The 17410-nt window shown below is 70.7% G+C and carries 12 protein-coding genes; all 12 read right to left on the bottom strand.

From position 1 onward, the window contains the following. Positions 1 to 66 precede the first annotated feature (66 nt). On the bottom strand, positions 67 to 810 hold the full coding sequence (locus KXS11_RS11155) for a dienelactone hydrolase family protein (protein WP_437385655.1): 744 nt from the start codon (positions 808 to 810) through the stop codon (positions 67 to 69). Positions 811 to 947: 137 nt separating this feature from the next. Then, positions 948 to 1586, bottom strand: a complete 639-nt coding sequence (locus tag KXS11_RS11150) for a hypothetical protein (RefSeq protein ID WP_437385654.1) — start codon at positions 1584 to 1586, stop codon at positions 948 to 950. Beyond that, on the bottom strand, positions 1583 to 1948 hold the full coding sequence (locus KXS11_RS11145; RefSeq protein WP_437385653.1) for a hypothetical protein: 366 nt from the start codon (positions 1946 to 1948) through the stop codon (positions 1583 to 1585). Before KXS11_RS11145 ends, KXS11_RS11150 begins: the two co-directional genes overlap by 4 nt. Then, the gene (locus KXS11_RS11140; protein ID WP_437385652.1) at positions 1948 to 3768 is read right to left on the bottom strand and encodes a TIGR03767 family metallophosphoesterase; all 1821 of its coding nucleotides are present in this window, start codon (positions 3766 to 3768) and stop codon (positions 1948 to 1950) included. Before KXS11_RS11140 ends, KXS11_RS11145 begins: the two co-directional genes overlap by 1 nt. Positions 3769 to 3925: 157 nt before the next feature. After that, complete coding sequence (locus tag KXS11_RS11135; RefSeq protein ID WP_437385651.1) at positions 3926 to 5557, bottom strand: beta-N-acetylhexosaminidase; 1632 nt, start codon at positions 5555 to 5557, stop codon at positions 3926 to 3928. 166 nt (positions 5558 to 5723) lie between these two features. Further along, complete coding sequence (locus tag KXS11_RS11130) at positions 5724 to 6101, bottom strand: hypothetical protein (protein WP_437385650.1); 378 nt, start codon at positions 6099 to 6101, stop codon at positions 5724 to 5726. A gap of 266 nt (positions 6102 to 6367) precedes the next feature. Continuing rightward, positions 6368 to 8110 carry a DUF5605 domain-containing protein gene (locus KXS11_RS11125; RefSeq protein WP_437385649.1) on the bottom strand — a complete coding sequence of 581 codons (1743 nt, stop codon included), beginning with the start codon at positions 8108 to 8110 and terminating at the stop codon, positions 6368 to 6370. A gap of 120 nt (positions 8111 to 8230) precedes the next feature. Next, positions 8231 to 11068 (bottom strand): family 78 glycoside hydrolase catalytic domain, encoded by a 2838-nt coding sequence (locus KXS11_RS11120; RefSeq protein WP_437385648.1) that lies wholly within the window; start codon positions 11066 to 11068, stop codon positions 8231 to 8233. Further along, positions 11065 to 13542 carry a beta-glucosidase gene (locus KXS11_RS11115; protein ID WP_437385647.1) on the bottom strand — a complete coding sequence of 826 codons (2478 nt, stop codon included), beginning with the start codon at positions 13540 to 13542 and terminating at the stop codon, positions 11065 to 11067. Before KXS11_RS11115 ends, KXS11_RS11120 begins: the two co-directional genes overlap by 4 nt. 152 nt (positions 13543 to 13694) lie before the next feature. After that, positions 13695 to 14546, bottom strand: coding sequence for an ATP-binding cassette domain-containing protein (locus KXS11_RS11110; RefSeq protein WP_437385646.1), 852 nt, complete (start codon positions 14544 to 14546; stop codon positions 13695 to 13697). After that, entirely contained in the window at positions 14543 to 16402 is a 1860-nt protein-coding gene (locus tag KXS11_RS11105) for a dipeptide/oligopeptide/nickel ABC transporter permease/ATP-binding protein (RefSeq protein WP_437385645.1), read from the bottom strand. The genes KXS11_RS11110 and KXS11_RS11105 overlap by 4 nt, the downstream gene beginning before the upstream one ends. Further along, a complete protein-coding gene (locus tag KXS11_RS11100; protein ID WP_437385644.1) occupies positions 16399 to 17340 on the bottom strand; it encodes an ABC transporter permease in 942 nt (313 codons plus the stop codon). Before KXS11_RS11100 ends, KXS11_RS11105 begins: the two co-directional genes overlap by 4 nt. Positions 17341 to 17410 lie beyond the last annotated feature (70 nt).

The raw sequence follows: 17410 nt of genomic DNA, 5'->3' as shown, positions 1-17410 counted from the left end.
GGGACGGGGCGCGGCGGTGCAGGGACGGGACGGGACGGGGCAGGGCGGTGGCGGGACGGGACGGGGCTAGGCGTTTCCGAGGGACGTGTCGAGGAAGGTGAGCGTCTTCGCCCACGCATCGAGGGCGGCGTCCTCACGGTAGGTGATCGTGTTCGTGTCGTTGAAGAAGGCGTGGCCGGCCTCCGGGTACACGGTCGCGGTGAACTCGACCCGGGCGTCCTCCATCGTGGCCGTCAGCTCGGGGAGGCTCTTCATGAGGCCCTCGTCCTGATCGCCGTAGAACGCGAGCACGGGGCACGAGATGGCGGTGACGGCCTCGGGCTCCGGCGGGTAGCCGTAGAACGGGACGGCGGCACGGATGCGGCGATCGGCGGCCGCGAGCGCGAAACTGAAGCCGCCGCCGAAGCAGAAGCCGACCACCGCGACACGCCCGTCGACCCCCTCCTCGTCAAACAGCTTGTCGACGGCCTTGCCGAGGTACCCGAGCGCCTCCTCCGCATACTCCGGCGACTTCGTGGTCGAGAGCTTCTCCCTGAGCTTCGGCTGGGCAGCGGTGCGGGTGGCCTCGTCGGCGTTGAACACGAGCTGCTGCAGCTCCTCGCCGATCTCAGGCGTGACACCCGCGCCGCTCAGGATGTCGGGCGCGATGACGATGTAGCCCTCCGCGGCGAAACGGTCGGCGACATCGGTGATGTGCGGCACGAGCCCCCAGATCTCGTGGATGAGGACGAGCCCGCCGCGCAGCTCGACGCCCTTCGGCGGGTCGGCGCGGTAGGCGGTGAGGCCTTTGGTCAGCGTGATGGTCGTCATGTCGCCAGTGTTCCAGGCGACCCTCCGTGCGACCTGGGACACGTGCGCGGCGGGATGCCCTTCGACACGCTCAGGGCCCGGGGGTCGTCATGGGCGGGGTAGCTCAGGCCCCGGGGTGGTTCAGAGGCCGGGGCGACTCAAGCAGCGGGGCGGTTCGGGACTGCGAGACCCCGACACGCTCGCGCCGTCCACGCGGCAACGAGAAGCGTCACGACCGCACCGACGACGACCCACACGAGGAGCGCGGAGCCGCGGCCCGAGATGAAGAAGCCTGACAGGAACGCGCCGACGACGAGCAGCGTCAGCACGAGCAGCGTCCCGGCGAACAGCAGGACGGATCGGGCCGGATCGACGCGGAACACGGACCACCACGTGACGTCGGCTGGCCGCGGAGCGAGGACGAGGACCGCGGCGGCCGTCGCCGGGATCAGGAGCGGCCAGAGCAGCACGGTCGCGGCGATCACGACCGCCGAGGCGACGAGCACGAACCACACCAGCCGCGCCCGCGGAGGCCACAGCCGGTCACCCAGGGCGGACGCGCGAAGCTGTGACAGCACGAGGATAGTCGCGATGAGGACGGCGAGGGCCGAACCGCCGACGCGGAGGCCGACCGACCAGGTGGCCTCCGGCGTCGCCAGCGGCGCAGCCGTCAGCGCTTGCACCACCGCGTTGCCGATGACCGCCGGCACCAGCAGACGCCACCCGTGGGCGACGAGCCCCAACGCCGAACGCGACGTCGAGACGCGAGGCGACGTCACGTCGCCGGTCGCATTCACGAGGCGTCCCGCGCTGCGTCGTCGAGCACGTCGAGGATCACGCCGTCGAACACCTGGTCGTCACCGACGGTGACGGTCACCCTCGTCGGGTCGGCCGCCTCCGACACGGACAGGATGCGCTCACCGTCTGTCGTCTCACCGGTGCAGGTCACGGTGCTGTCGGCAGCCTGCTCGCAGTCCGGCGCGACCATGACGTCGACGCCCTGATCGAGCAGCACGTCGATCGTCGCGTAACGCACCTCGGCGAGGTGGTCGCCGCCGACCGGGGCGACCGCCGCGATCTGCGAGCAGCCGAGCAGGCCGAGCGGCACCGCCAGCCCGAATCCGCTGAGCAACAGGATGCTCCCGGTCCGTCGCCTCATCACAGTCCGCGCTCCGTCTCATAGGCGAGCAGGCGTGCGTGCTCGGTCATCCGCTGGGACTCCAGCGTGGCGTCGGTGATGCCCGACAGGTCGAACGGAGCCGGGAGGAGCAGCTCCGTATTGCGATCCAAGGGTGACCCGCGGCGCATCATCGGCGTCTCCGCCCAGTCGTTGGCGGCCAGTTCTCGACTGCGGGAGGCGAGGTCGGCGCGGTCGCCGCTCGTGCCGGGCACCGCGGGGGAGGCGTGGTCGAGCACGGTCGTGAACAGTGAGAGCGTGCCGTCACGGTTGTCGACGACCTCCACCGTCTGCTGCTGCTGCGGGAAGTCGATGCAGGACGCGGTCGTGATCTCCCAGAAGCCGCCGGTGCCCGTGGCCGCCGGGTGGGCGAGGATCTGGTTGAGGTGCGTGTGGCCGTTCAGCCAGCCGATCACGACCGGGTAGCCGGTCAGCAGGTCGACGAACTCCTCCGCCCCGTGCAGCACCTCCGTGTCGCCGGGGCGTTGCGCGCGGTTCTCGAGCGTGAGGCTGTTGTGGTGGCTGAACACGAGCACGAGCTTCTGCTCGCGCTGCGCGACGTCGAGTTCCTGGCGCAGCCACTGGAACTGGGTGTCGGGCACGGCGCCGTCCGGGCCGGCGACCTGGTTGCAGGTGTCGAGGCCGAAGGCGCGGATGCTCGGGGTGAGCTCCGTCCGCCACCAGGTCTCACCGGTGTCGAGGTTGTGCTGGGTGAAGCCGTGGCCGACCGGACCGGGAGTCGGTTCGGTGCGGAAGTGCTCGGCCATGAAGTCGCGCTGCTCGAAGAGGAAGCGGTCCCGGTTCGACGGGACGGATCGGAAGCCCGGCCGACCGAACGCGAGGCCGAGCGCGTCGATCGCCTGAGCGAGCGCCCCGGCCGCAGAGGTGTACCCGCCGAGGGCGACGCCCGCCGTGCCGTCGAGCGTGTACGACTTCTGCCCGCCGATCGCGAGCGCGCGCAGCTGCGGTGTCAGGTCGAAGGTGCCGAGGAGGAGGGTGTCGTGGTTGCCGTAGACCGCGTACCACGGTGCGGGGAGGCCGACCGATTCGACGGGCTTCGCGATGGCTTGCGCGAGGAGGTCGGGGAGCGTCGGGAAACCGTACTCGCCGAAGGCACCGCCTCGCGGATCGCCTGGCCGGTACGCCCACTGCGCCTCGGCCCACGCCTGCACGCCCTGGTAGGCGCCGCCGGCCGTCGCCGGGTCGACGGAGAGGCCGTCCATGAGGTCGATGTACCACCGCAGTTCGAGGTTCGAGTGCATGTCCGCGCTGTCGCCGGTGACGATCGCCGCTCCCATCGGCGCGCCGGTGAGTGGGCTGTAGCGGGCGTCGGAGAACGCCTGCACCATCGCCGCCGTGGCGTGAACGCTCAGTGCATCCTGCGGATGGAACGCCGAGCCCCATGCGGCGTGGTCCTGCTCGATCATCGGCTCGATGCGCGCCGGGGACTGCGCGTCGATCACGTGGAGGTCGGACAGATGCCCGAGGTAGAGGAGTGAGCGTCGGGCGGCTTGGCGGTTCGCGGTGGGCGTGGCGCGGAGGATGTCGAGTCGGGGGAGATACGGCTCACCAGGACCGGTCGTCAGGGTGCGGTATCGCCCGGCGGTGACGCCGCCCTGACGGATGGTCTGCAGGAGGGTCGTGGGGATGTCCTGGTTTCCGGGCAGCACGGTGGCGGGCGCGGTCGTTGCGGCCGCCGCAACCGTGGCGAGGCGCGGGCCGAGCAGGTCGAGATCGAGTCCGGTGGCGGCCGCGATGACGGCCGCGCGGGTCATGAACTGGCGTCGGGAGAGTCCGGGCATCCACAGGGTCCGATCTGGCGGCGGGCGCACCATGCGCGTCAGATCTGAGAGTAGCGGGCGAGGGCACCCTTCGACAGGCTCAGGACCGGGAGGTCGGGCGCTGCGAACCGGGAGGTCGGGCGCAGCGAGGGCGCCGGTCCCTGAGCCTGTCGAGGGGCTACGCCCGGATGTCCTTCGTGAGCTCGGCGACGAGGGCGGCGCGCTGCTCGCGCGTGGACGGGCGGCCCTCCGCGTCCGGGCGCTCCTGCCACGGCATCGGGCCGGACGCACGCCGGTACTCGACCCCGAGGGCGTCCAGCCGCTCGAGGTGCTGCTCCAGACGTGACTCGAATCCGGCGAAGTCGCGCTCGCGACCCACCCAGGCGACCTCGGCCAGGGCGCAGAGCCGCGGGTACGCCTGATAGTCGATGACCCGCGCGGAGTCCATGTGCTCCGTCCAGATGTTCGCCTGCACGCCGATGACGTGCTTCGCCTCGTCGTCGGTCAGTTCCGCCGGCACCGGCTCCAGGGCGTACACCTCTGCGATCGTCAGGGGCGGTCCGACGGGGATCGGCTCGCGCGGATCGTCGGACTCGCGGTAGTCGAGGTACACGCGGTCGTCCGGACAGGCGATCACGTCATGACCGGAGCGTGCCGCCGCGACCGCGCCGAACTCTCCCCGCCAGGACGCGACCGTCGCACCCTGCGGCAACCCGCCACCCTCCAAGATCTCGTCCCAGCCGTAGAGCCGACGGCCGGCGGCAGCCAGGTGCGCTTCGAGCTGACGGATGAACCAGGCCTGCAGTTCCTCCACCGAGGCGAGACCTCGCTCGGCCATGAGCGCCTGCGTCCGCGCACTCGCGGCCCAGCGTGCCTTCTTCGCCTCGTCGCCGCCCACGCCGATGAAGGTCGACGGGAACACCTCCATGACCTCGTCGAACACCGTGCGGAAGAAGGCGACGGTCTCCTCGCCCATGTCGAGGATCGCCTCGTTGATGCCCCAACGGGTCCACACCGACGGCTCGTCGGCATCCTGCGCGACGTCGGGCACCGCCAGCTCCGGGTACGCGGCGATGATCGCGCGCGCGTGGCCCGGGAGGTCGATCTCCGGAACCACGGTGATGGAGCGGTCCGCGGCGTACGCGACGATCTCCCGCAGGTCGTCCTTCGTGTAGAAGCCGCCGTGCGGACGCCCATCGCCCGGAGCGTGACGTGCTGCGCCGTGCTGGCTCTCGGTCCGCCACCCGCCGACCTCGGTGAGGCGGGGGAACGCGTCGATCTCGACGCGCCAGCCCTGGTCGTCGGTGAGGTGGAAGTGCAGGACGTTGAGCTTGTGGCGTGCAGCGAGGTCGATGAAGCGGAGGACGTCGGCCTTCGGGAGGAAGTGGCGGGCGACGTCGAGCATGACCCCGCGCCAGCCGAACCGTGGCTCGTCGTCGATGATCGTGGCCTGGACGGTCCAGTCCACGCCGCGGACGAGCGCCCGCCGGTTGGCCTCGGCGGGGAGGAGCTGCGTCAGCGTGACGGCGCCCGAGAACGCGCCGGACGCGTCGGAAGCTGCGATGCGGACGCCCTCCGCGCCGACCTCGAGGTGGTAGCCGCCGGGCACGACGGCGCCGTCGTGGATGAACGCGATGCTGTCGGTGCGCAGGTCGATCCGTGCGTCGAGGTCGAAACCGGTCGACGCCTGCAGCACCCCGCGCAGCCACCGGCTCGCTGCGATGAAGCGGCGGTCGCCGCCGAGGCCGGTCGTCTCGCGGAGCGTGAACGCCCCGCCCTGCGGTCGGACGGACGTGGGCAGTGGGAGCATCTGCTCTCCTCCTCTGATCGAAGCCTCCCTCATTCTGACCCGTTCTCAGGAGAGTCCCGGCGCGTCGCGCTGCTGGGCGAGCGACGCGCCGAGGGAGTCCTGAGACAGGGACGGGGAGGAGGTGGTCGGAACTGGTGCGTTGGTCCTGGCGGCGGGGTCGGGAGACTCAGGGTCGGGAGGGTGCGGGCGACAGCGCGGGCGAGGCGTCGACGAGCGTGGTGAGGCGGTCGGCGATGAGCGTGTCCGAGACGACGGCGAGCGGGGTCTGTCCGGCCTCAGCGGCGAGGTCCGCGATGCTGCGACCGACGAGCTCGGCGAGGTCGGGGTGCGACACCTGTGCGATGCGTACAGCGGACCAGTCGATCCGGTCGGCTTCGGGCGGCTCGTCGAGCGCACGTTCGAGTTCGGCGACGACCGCGTCGTCGCGGAGGCGATCCAGGACCGCGTCCCCGCCGCCGCCGGAGACCCAGCTCGGCAGGAGCGCGGTGAGCGCGGTACCTCGGAGGAGCCCACCGAGGAGGGCGGTGCTGGTGCCGTCGTGCATGCTCACGCTCCAGTCTGCAGAGGTTGCGCATTACGCAACGGACGTTGCGTGAATGCGCACCAACCGTAAACCGTCCGTGCAAACCCTGTCAACGCGAACCGGCGCGGTGACCCAACTCAGGAACACCTCGGCGTGTCGCGTCCGGAGCAGGACGCTCAGGCACGACGCGCCGAGCGCTTCCTGAGTTGGGGAGATGAGAAGGGGTCAGGGGCCAGTGGTTCAGGAGGGCGAGAGGGGTGGGCGGGGTGGGTGGGGGCAGGGCCGGCCTACTCGACGAGACGCAGCCGCACCGCCATGAACTGGCGGCCGGGCAGATCGACGCGCACCGTACCTGAGTGCGTGCCTGGCAACGTCTCGACCGTCATGTTCCAGGTGTCGATCACGTCGACGTGGAACTCGCCGTCCGGCAGGAACACGTTCCGGAAGCGCGGACGGTTGAAGCCGAAGTACCCGATGACGTATCGGCCCGGGGCGCCACCCCACGGCACGTCCCAGTCGCCGGGCAACGGGTCGAGCACACCGGTCGGCGACTCCGCAGAGATCCGCTCCAGGAACGCGATGCGGTCGGGGCTCGTACCGACGAGCTCCCCACCCTTCGACCACCACAACTGCTCGATGTCGTTCAGGTACGTCTCGCCGTGGCCGACGTACCCACCACGGATCGCGCCCTCCCAGAACCGCCGCACCATCTCCTCGCCGGTGATGTTGCCCCAGCCCTGGTCGATGTCGCCCTCATAGGCGCACTCGTCGATGACGATCGGCTTGCCCCACTGCTCGCGCCACTGATCCGTGTTCTCCGCCGTGCGGTACACGTCGATGCGCTGCACGCTGCAGTGGGTGATCCACGGCTTCGAGTAGTCGTAGAACCCCTGGCAGTTGTGGATCGAGTTGAGGTGCCCGTGCGGGTCCTCCGCGCCGACCACTGCCGCGAGACGTTCCCAGTCGTCACCCGTCTTCGCCCACAGGAGGTCGTACTCGTTCGCCATCGACCACCACACGTTCGCGTACGCGGCGAGGCGACGGACGGCGTAGCGGAGGAACCGCTCGTCGACGGCGGGACCGAGGTCGGCGAAGCCCCAGCGGTCGTAGGCGTGGAAGAGGATGAGGTCGGCTTCGATGCCGAGTCGGCCGAGTTCGGCGATGCGCTGCTCGAGGTTCGCCCAGTAGTCGGGGTCGAAGCGCTCGTGGTCGAAGCCGTCGGCGAGGGAGCCGGGGAAGGGGAAGACCTCGGGCTCGTTCGCGTTGTAGAGGTACGACTTCGGGAAGAGGCACATGCGGATCTTGGTGAACGGTGCTGCCTCGAGCGAGCGCAGGGTCTGCTCCTGCAGCTCGGTGGGCTGGTGCGTCCACGCGTATGCGGTGGTGCCGAGGGGGCGGTGTCGGGTGCCGTCGGCGTGCACGAAGTGGAACCCGTCGACGCGGACGGGCCCGTGGCTACCGGGCTGTGCCCCCGCGACGGTCACGCTGCCGGTGATGCCGTCGAGCGAGCGCGCGGTGGATGTCGTGGTGAACGTCCATTCGCCCTCCGCTTCGGCGAGGATGCGCAGGAGGTAGCGGCCGTCGCCGTCGTAGAAGCCGCCGATCGTGATCTCCCGCGACCCGTTCGAGAAGGTCGCACCGAGTTCGACGTCGACGAAGGGGTTGCCGTGCGAGGGGCCGTCCAGGCGGACTTCGATGACGCCGTAGAGCGGGGTCGGGGCCGGCAGCGTGAGGGCCGCGGAGCCGCGTTCGACGTCGTCGCCCTCGTACTCGGTCGAGGCGTCGATGGCCGCACCGTACGGAGCGCGCGCGTCGGGGCCGTCGTCGACCTCGGCCAGCGCGGCCCAGAGTCGCTCCTTCGCATCGGCGTCCTGCAGCTCCGGGACGATCGCGGAGAGCTGGCCGAGACGGATGCTCGTGAACTGCTTGGCCATCGGCGATGCCGCGATCCCGGGCAGGAACGTCTCGAGGGCGGTACGACCGGCCGGGCTTGCGATGACGTCTCCGAAGGCTGAGCTGCGGTCGAACATGGAACTCCTTTGATCAGCCGAGCGGTGCCCGGCGCTGTTCTGCGCGGTGAAACGAATGGTACGAGAGGAACGGGTGGAGCAGGCGGTGGGAGTGTTGCACGTGAAACGGTCCGCCGGTGGTCAGTGAGCGACTTCCGGCTCCCGAGAACCCACTGCGGCGAGGGCCGTCGCCACCTCGGACGAGAGGGCCGGCGAGACGAACATGAGCAGCTGGTCCACCCGTCGTCCGGCGCTCCACGTGGTGCCGCGCCGGATCTCGTCGGCCTTGCCCGGATCGTGCTTCGCGACCGCCGCGAGCAGCGCCTCGTACGCCGCGGGTTCGTCGATGATCTCGGCGAGGGTCGAGTCGAGGCCGTACGAGACCGAGGACACGTGGTCGACCGCGTCTGCGAAGCTCCACCCGTGCGACCCGGAACCCACCGTGAACTCGGCGGCACCGGGCAGGGCGACGGTCGCGGTCGTGTTCGCCGGCACCTCGGCGATGACGTGCACGGTCGACCCGTCACGTCGCCAGCCGACGGACGCGAGCCCGTACGGCGTGAGATGGCGGGCCTGGGCGTGGTCCAGCCCGGCGATCGGCCGTGGGGCGATCCGCACTTCGCGGTACCCAGGGGCTGCGGGGGCGAGCCCGGCGACGGTGCGGTGCATCCAGTCCGCGACAGCGCCCAGCGCGTAGTGGTTGAACGATGTCATCTCACCCGGGTTCACGGAGCCGTCCTCGAGCAGGCTGTCCCAGCGCTCCCAGATCGTCGTCGCTCCCTTGGTGACGGGTGAGAGCCACGACGGGTTCTCGGTCTGGAGCAGCAGGCGTCCGGCCTCCCGGAGCCGGCCGCCGTCGGCGAGCGCATCGGTGATGAGCGGCGTGCCGACGAAGCCGGTGCCGATGCGATAGCCGTCGGCGCGGACGAGTTCGGCGAGGCGGGTGGCCAGACGGTCGCGCATGCGCACATCGGTCACGAGGTCGAAGCGGAGTGCGAGCGCATAGGCGGTCGGGGCGTCGGACATCATGCGGCCGGCCGGGGTCACGTACTCCGCGACGAATGCGGCACGGCTGCTCTCGGCAAGCCCGTCATAGCGCGCCGCGTCGTCCGTCTCGCCGATGAGCGCGGCGGTGTCGGCCAGGATGCGGAGCGACCGGGCGAGGTATGCGCTCGCGACGATGTCCGAGTCGACCCTCGCCTTCGCCGGTTGGTCGGCCGGCGCGCTCGGGTCGAGCCAGTCGCCGAGCTGGAAGGTGTTCGACCAGAGGCCCTCCGTGCTGACGCGCAGGACCGCCTCCACCCAGGAGCGCATCGACGGGTACTGGTCGCGCAGGATGTCGACGTCGCCGTAGCGTTCGTGGAGCACCCATGGCACGACCGTGGCCGCATCGCCCCAGGCCGCGGTGGGGGCGCCACCGCCGAACCCGGGGAGGACCGACGGCACGACCATCGGCACGATGCCGTCGCGGTGCTGCTGTTCGAGGGCGAGGTCGCGGAGCCAGGAGTCGAGGAAGCCGGCGCTGTCGTAGAGGAAGCTGGCGGTCGGCGCGAAGACCTGCAGGTCACCCGTCCAGCCGAGGCGTTCGTCGCGCTGCGGGCAGTCGGTCGGGATGCTGAGGAAGTTGCCGCGCATGCCCCACACGACGTTCTCGTGCAGTCGGTCGAGCAGCTCGTGCGAGGAGGAGAACCATCCGGTGCGCGTCAGGTCGCTGTGGAGGACGACGGCTCGCACCGCGGACGGGTCGAACTCGCCCGGCCAGCCGTCGATCTGGGCGTAGCGGAACCCGTGGAAGGTGAAGCGGGGTTCGAAGGTCTCCTCGCCGGTGCCGGCGAGGGTGATGCGGTCGGTGGCCGCCGCGTTGCGGAGTGGGCGGAGGGCGAGTTCGCCGGCGTCGAGCACCTCGGCGTGACGGAGCGTGAGCTGCGTCCCACGAGGACCGGTGACCGTGAGGCGGAGTCGGCCGACGAGGTTCTGTCCGAAGTCGAGGATGGTGCCGCCCGAGGGTGAGGTGAAGACGGCCTCGACAGCCCGCTCCTCGATACGGCGCACCGGCGGAGCGATGCGCGCTTCCGGAGTCGGTGTCGCGGTCTCGTCGATGCGGGCCGGGGGCCACGCCGAGGCGTCGAAACCGGCGGTCGCCCAGGCTGGTTCGGCGAGGGTGGCGTCGATGGTCTCGCCCGCGTAGATGCCGCTGTCGACGTGCTCGGCGCCGTCGGAGGCGGACCACGTCGCGTCGGTGACGATCGTCTCGCTGGTCCCGTCGAGGTAGTCGAGTCGGAGCTGCGCGGCGAAGGACGGCTGATCGCCGTAGACGCGGTCGGCGAACTGGAAGAAGCCGTACTTCTCGGTGTACCAGGCGCCGGCGAGGTCGACGCCGATGACGTTCTCGCCGTCGACGAGGTGGACGGTGACGTCGACCGTCTCGTGGACGAGGCGGTCGCGGTAGGCGGTCCAGCCCGGAGCCAGCACGTCGTCGTCGACGGGTGTGCCGTTGAGCTGCGGCGCAGCGGCGCCGAGGGCCGTCCAGTACAGGCGGGCGCGGCGTACCGGCCGATCGACGGTGAAGGACCGACGGAGTCGGACGGGCTGCGCGGCGCGCAGGGGCGACGCGAGCCCGATGAACTCGGCCCGCCAGTCGCCCTCGGAGAGGAACGCGGCTTCGACGCTGAGTGGCGCACTCCACGGCGTGGCCTCGCCGGTCGTCGACGCCGCTCGGACCTCGACGGTGCGGACGTCGTCTGCCGACAGTGGCGCGAACGGCCACGCGACGAGCACGGAGTCGCGGCCCTCGAGGCGCACGGTCTCGCCGTCGCTCCGGAGTTCGGCCCACGCCTGCACCCAGTCGGTGCCCGGCGTCTGGACGGTCCAGCTGAGGCGCGGCAGTGGGGTCGCGACGGCCGGCCGGTCGTCGCGCAGTTCCGCCCGCAAGCCCGCGATGCGAGCCTCGGCGGATCCTGCTGCCGCGCCCGTGCTCATCGGTCGGTTCCCTCGGCGACGGTCACGACGACGCCCTCAGCGAGGTCGGCGACCGAGCTGCCGACACGGACCGCGTAGTCACCGGCTTCGACCTGCCAGCCGTCGGACCAGTGCGCGAAGACCCGCGCCGGGAGGGCGACCTCCCAGTCGGTGGTCGCGCCGGCCGCCGCACGGACGACGGCGGACCCGACGAGCCAGCGCACCGGACGGTCGACGGCGGAGTCGTTGCGCTCGGCGTAGACCTGCACCACGTGCTTGCCAGCGCGGTCGCCGGTGTTCGTCGCGGAGCCGTGGAGGCGCGCGGTGCCGGTGGCGACGTCGCCGTCGAGGCTGCTGCCCCCGATGCTCCAGCTCGTGTACCCGAGGCCGTGACCGAACCAGAACGCCGGCGTCGCGCCCGCTCGGAGCCAGGCGCGATAGCCGATGTGGATGCCCTCGTCGTAGCGGAGGACGCCGTCCTGCGGGGTGACGCCCCGGACGGGGACGTCGTCGAGCGCAGCTGCCCACGTGGTGCTCAGACGACCACCCGGCTCGACGGCGCCGAGCAGGACGTCGGCGAGGGCGTTGCCCATCTCCTGACCGCCGAACCAGCCGAGCAGGACCGCCGCGACGTCCTCGCTCCACGGCAGGAGCACGGGCGCGCCGGAGTTGACGACGACGACCGTGCGCGGGTTCGCGGCGGCGACGGCACGGACGAGTTCGTCCTGTCGGCCCGGCAGTGTGAGGTCGCTGCGGTCCCAGCCCTCCGACTCGACTTGCGAGTTGGTGCCGACGACCACGACGGCGACGTCCGCAGCGCGCGCCGCATCGACCGCCTGCGCGATGAGGGCGTCCGGGTCGGAGTCGTCGGGCGCACGGCCGACGGTGACACTGACCGCGCTCAGCCCGTTCTCCGTCGCCACCAGGTCGAACTCGGCGCGCAGTTCGACGGCGACCCCTTCGGTGGCTGCGAAGGCACCCGTGGCGGAGGGCGGTGCGAGGAGAGCTGCGCCCAGGTCGGTGCCGGTGACGACGGGCTGTTCGTCGACGAGGAGCACGCCGTCCACGAAGAGGCGACCGTGGTTGGCGGTCGCGAAGCCGAGGCGGAGCTGCTCCGTCGCGTCGGGCGTGTAGGTGGTGGTGAGGACGAGCTGGGCGGCGGTACCGACCGGGGCGTCGCCGCCGAACCAGACGAGCGAGGTGGACAACCGGTCCTCGGTGAACAGCTCGCCGCCGTCGGCGTCGAGGAAGGTCGACACGAGGCCGGGCCCACCGGTGCGCGGGTTGGTGAGGCGGTCGAGGGGCAGCTCGGCGACGCCCTCCTGCACGATCGCTCCGACCGCGTAGTCGATGGTCGCGCCGGGGAGTGCGGCCCGCAGCCCCTCGAGCGGGCTGACGGTGTGCTCCGGGAGGACCGTCGCGCTGCCGCCGCCCTGGGTTCGGGCATCGCGGGCGTTGTGGCCGATGACGGCGATACGGCCGAGTGCTGCGGCTTCGAGCGGGAGGGTCCCGTCGTTGGTGAGGAGCACGATGCCTTCGGTCTCGGCCTCGCGGGAGAAGCCGATGCCGTCGACCGTCGCCGGCGCGAGCGCCTCCTCGCCGAGGGCGCCGACACGGACGGCGAGTGCGAGGAGACGGGCGACCTTGCGGTCGACGTCGGCCTCGGGGACACTGCCGTCGCGCACGGCGGCGACCAACTGCTCGCTCCACGCGGGAGCCGGGCCCGGCATCGCGAGGTCCTGTGATGCGGTGGCCGAGCCGAGGCTGCGGACGCCGGTCCAGTCGCTCACGACGACGCCGTCGAAGCCCCACTCGGAGTTGAGCGGTGTCTCGAGGAGGTCGTTCTCACTCATGGTGACGCCGTCCACGGAGTTGTAGGCGCTCATGATCGCCCAGGTGCCCGCCTCCGTGACGGTGCGCTCGAAGGGTGCGAGGTAGAGCTCGCGGAGGGCACGCGCGCTGGCGTGGACGTCGACGGTGAAGCGGTCGGTCTCCGAGTCGTTGGCGACGTAGTGCTTCGGGGTCGCAGCGACACCGTTGTCCTGGAGCCCGCTGACGTACGCGCTGGCGAGCGTGCCGGTGAGCTCGGGGTCCTCGCTGAACGCTTCGAAGTGGCGGCCGCCGAGGGGTGAACGGTGCAGGTTGATGGTCGGGCCGAGGACGACGTCGACGCCCTTGCGGCGGGCCTCTGCAGCGGCGACCGCACCGTAGCGGTACGCCAGCGCCGGGTCCCATGAGGACGCGAGGGCGGTGGCCGACGGGAGGTTGATGGAGGGGGAGCGCTCGTCCCACACCGGCCCGCGGACGCCGGCGGGGCCGTCGGAGAGGACCATGGCTCGGAGCCCGATCTTCTCCAGAGGGACCGTGGTCCAGAAGTCGGCGCCCGACACGAGCGCGACCTTCTCCTCGAGGTCGAGGCGTGCGACGAGGCCGTCGATGGCCGCGAGATCCACGGTGCGCGCCGGCGCCGCGTGCTTGGGGGAGGTGATCGTCATGACGGGGTGTCCGTTCTGCGCTCGCGGCGCGGTGGGGATCGAGGCGCCGGGCGGAGGACGGGCGGCGGTGCTCGTGCTGTGGTGGAGCGATGGTGCGCCCGGCCGGCCTGGTTCCTGGCCCTGGCCGACCGGGCGGTCGTGGTGATCGAGGATCAGGCGGCGGTCTCCGCGGCCTTCTGCTCGTCGATGAGGCGGCGTCGCTCGACGCGCCGGTCCTCCTGGCGGTCGGGGTCCGGGATGGGCGCAGCCATGAACAACCGCTGCGTGTACGGGTGCTGCGGGCGGGCCGTGACCTGGTCGCCGTCGCCGGACTCCACGATCTCACCGTGGTACATCACGGCCACGCGGTGGCTGATGTGCCGGACGACCGCGAGGTCGTGCGAGATGAAGAGGTAGGCGACGCCCGTCTGCTCCTGGATGTCGATGAACAGGTCGAGCACCCGGGCCTGCGTCGACAGGTCGAGCGCCGACACCGGCTCGTCGCAGACGATGAGCTTCGGGTCGAGCGCGAGGGCCCGGGCGATGGCGATGCGCTGGCGCTGACCACCCGAGAACTCACGGGGGAGACGGGAGGCGGCTCCGGTGGGCAGCTGCACCTGGTCGAGCAGGGTACCGACACGCTTGCGCGCATCCGCCCCGGAGACGCCGCGCACGGTGAGCGGTTCGGTGAGGATCTGCTCGATCGTGAGCGAGGGGTTCAGCGACGAGTACGGGTCCTGGAAGACGACCTGGATCTCCGAGCTGAGGGCCCTGCGCTCCTTGCGCTTCAGGTGACCGATCTCCTGCTCGCGGTAGCGGATGCTGCCGCCGGTGACCGGGGCGAGCCCGAGCACGGCGCGACCGAGGGTGGTCTTGCCGGAGCCGGACTCGCCGACCAGGCCGACGGTCTCGCCGGGCTTGATGTCGATCGACACACCCTTGAGGGCCTTGAAGGGCTGGGCGCGGAACCCCTTGCCCGGGTATTCGACTTCGAGGTCCTCGACCTCGAGCAGTGACTTCGTCATCGGGTCTCTCCTGCCGGTTCGGTTGCGAGCGCCGGACGCGCAGGACCCTCGTCGAGGATCGCGCCGAGCAGCGACTGCGTGTACGGGTGCTTCGCGTCGTTGAAGATCGCGCGGACCGGTCCGGTCTCGACGATCAGGCCGTTCTGCATGACCGAGACGCGGTCGCAGAGGTCTGCGACCACGCCGAAGTTGTGCGTCACGAGCAGCATGGCCATGTGGCGTTCGGCCTGCAGGTCGCGCAGCAGGTCGAGGACCTCGGCCTGCACCGTCACGTCGAGAGCCGTGGTGGGCTCGTCGGCGATGATCAGGTCGGGGTCGGTGGACACGGCTCCGGCGATGAGGACGCGCTGAGCCATACCGCCCGAGATCTCGTGCGGGTAGGCGTCGAAGGTGCGCTTCGGGTTGGGGATGCCCACCCGGTCGAGCAGTGCGAGCGCTTTCGCGGTCGCCTCCTTCTTGCTCAGGCCGAGGCCGACGCGGAGCGGTTCGGTGAGCTGGCTGCCGATCGTGAACGCGGGGTCGAGGTTCGACATGGGCTCCTGCGGGATGTAGCCGATGCGGCGACCGCGGATGGCCGTGTACTCGCGTTCGCCCAGCGTGTCGAGGCGCGTCCCCTCGTAGCTGATCGTGCCGTCGGTGACGCGACCGCCGCGCGGGAGGAGCCCGAGGACGCCCCACGCCGTCTGCGTCTTGCCGGAGCCCGACTCGCCGATGAGGCCGTGGACCTCGCCCTTCCGGATGTCGAGGTCGACGCCGTGGACGACCTCGGTGACCTTGCCGCCCTCCTTGTCGTAGCCGACCCGGAGGTCGCGGACGCTGAGGACCAGCCCGCCTTCACGGACGGCGGCGCGGGCGTCGTCGTCGTGACGGATCGGTGGGACGCCGACGATCTCGTCCTCGGAGATGCCCGACGTGCTGATCGACTGGGTGACGATCGTGTTCGAGCCGGTCTTCGAGGTGGTGACGATCTTGCGCTTGCGGCGACGGACCGTGACGGTGCGCTCCAGCTCGTCGCGCATGGCGTTGGCGAGCAGGGTGAGGGCGATGCAGGTGAGGGCGATCGCGAGCGACGGCCAGACCATCAGCAGCGGCGCCTTGTAGATGTTCGTGAAGCCGTCGTTGAGCATTGAACCCCAGGTCGGCACCGAGAGGTCGCCGAGGCCGAGGAACTCCAGGCCGGACTGGATCGCGATCGCGATGCCCGCCACGATGGCGGACTGGATGATGATCGGCGCGCGGACGACCGACAGGATGTGCTTCGCGATGATGCGCGGGTCGCTCAGGCCGGAGACGCGGGCGGCGTCGACGTACAGCTCCGAGCGCACCGCGGTGACCGCGGCGTAGACGAGCCTGAAGTAGGCCGGGGAGAGCAGGATGCCGAAGATCGCCATGGAGATCCACACGGACGGGCCGAGGACGGCGCGGGCGGCGAGGAGGACGACGATCCCGGGCAACGCCATGATCAGCCCTGCGAACCAGGAGGACACGGCGTCGAACCAGCCCTGGTAGTAGCCGGCGATCAGACCGGCGATGACGCCGATGACGATCGCGACGACGAGGGCGACGAGGGCGGCGGCGATACTGATCTGCGTCGCGGCGAGCAGTCGCGAGAGCACGTCGCGGCCGGCGCTGTCGGCGCCGAGCGGGTGGTCGCCGCTCGGCGGGGCGAGGACGAGCTGCAACGAGGCGAGGTTGGGGTCCTTCGGTGCGATGAGCGGTCCGATGGCGGCGATGACGGCCACGATGGTGAGGAACCCGAGCGCGATCGCACCGATCGGTCGCTTGAGCAGTCGTCGCAGCAGGTTGACGCGCACCTGCGGCGTCGGGACGGTGATCGGGGTTTCGATGGCGGTCATGACAGTCGCACCTTCGGGTTGAGCGCAGCCTGCGCGAGGTCGAGAAGCAGATTGACGATGACGACCATGATCGCTGTCGCGATGACGACGCCCATGACGATCGGGATGTCACCCGAGCTCGTCGCCTGGACGGCGAGCTGGCCGATGCCCGGAAGGGCGAAGATCTGCTCGATGATGACGGCGCCACCGAGGAGGCCGATGAACTGGACGCCCAGGACGGCGAGAGCGGGTCCGCCGGCGTTGCGGAGCACGTGCTTGTAGACGACCCGGTTGGTGCCGAGGCCGCGGCTGCGGAGTGTCCGGACGTAGTCCTTCGACATCGCGTCGATGACGGAACCTCGCACCTGCTGCGACACGGTCGCGATGGCGCCGATGGCCAGCGCGATGATCGGGAGCGTCACCGAGGCGACCCAGCCGGAGAACGACGTGGTGATCGGGATGTACCCGGTCGCTTTGAACAGCCGCAGGTTGATCGCGAAGGTGATCACGAGCACGAGGGCGATGAGGAAGTTGGGGATCGCGAAGCCGATGACGGAGATGAACTGGACGACATTGTCGATCCATCCACCGCGACGGGCTGCGAGGACACCGAGGATGACCGAGACGATCGCGGCGATGATCGTCGCGCCGATCACGATCGAGAGGGTGACGGCGAGTCGGCTGGTGACGCCCGTCGCGACGAGCTGACCGGTGAACCAGGAGCGGCCGAGGTCGCCCTGGAAGGCCGAGGTGAGCCAGTCGATGTACTGCACGGGCAGTGGGCGGTCGAGCCCGAGTTCGGTCGCCTTCTTGGCGACGGTCTCAGCCGTGGCGCTCTGACCGAGGATGCGACGGGCGATGTCGCCGCCGCCGAGATAGAGGAGGGTGTACGCGATCACGGAGATCACGAAGATGAGGACGACACCGGAAACCAGGCGTCTGAGGATGAATCCGAGCATGGGTCACTCCAGGAAGTGGGTGAACGAAGGGGTGTTGGGGCCGGCCCACCCGAGCGCGAGGCGCTCGGGT

Source organism: Plantibacter flavus, from assembly GCF_051487245.1.
GTDB lineage: Bacteria > Actinomycetota > Actinomycetes > Actinomycetales > Microbacteriaceae > Plantibacter > Plantibacter flavus_B.
Note: the sequence above shows the minus strand (reverse complement) of the source record. Positions and strands in the feature narration are given on the sequence as shown.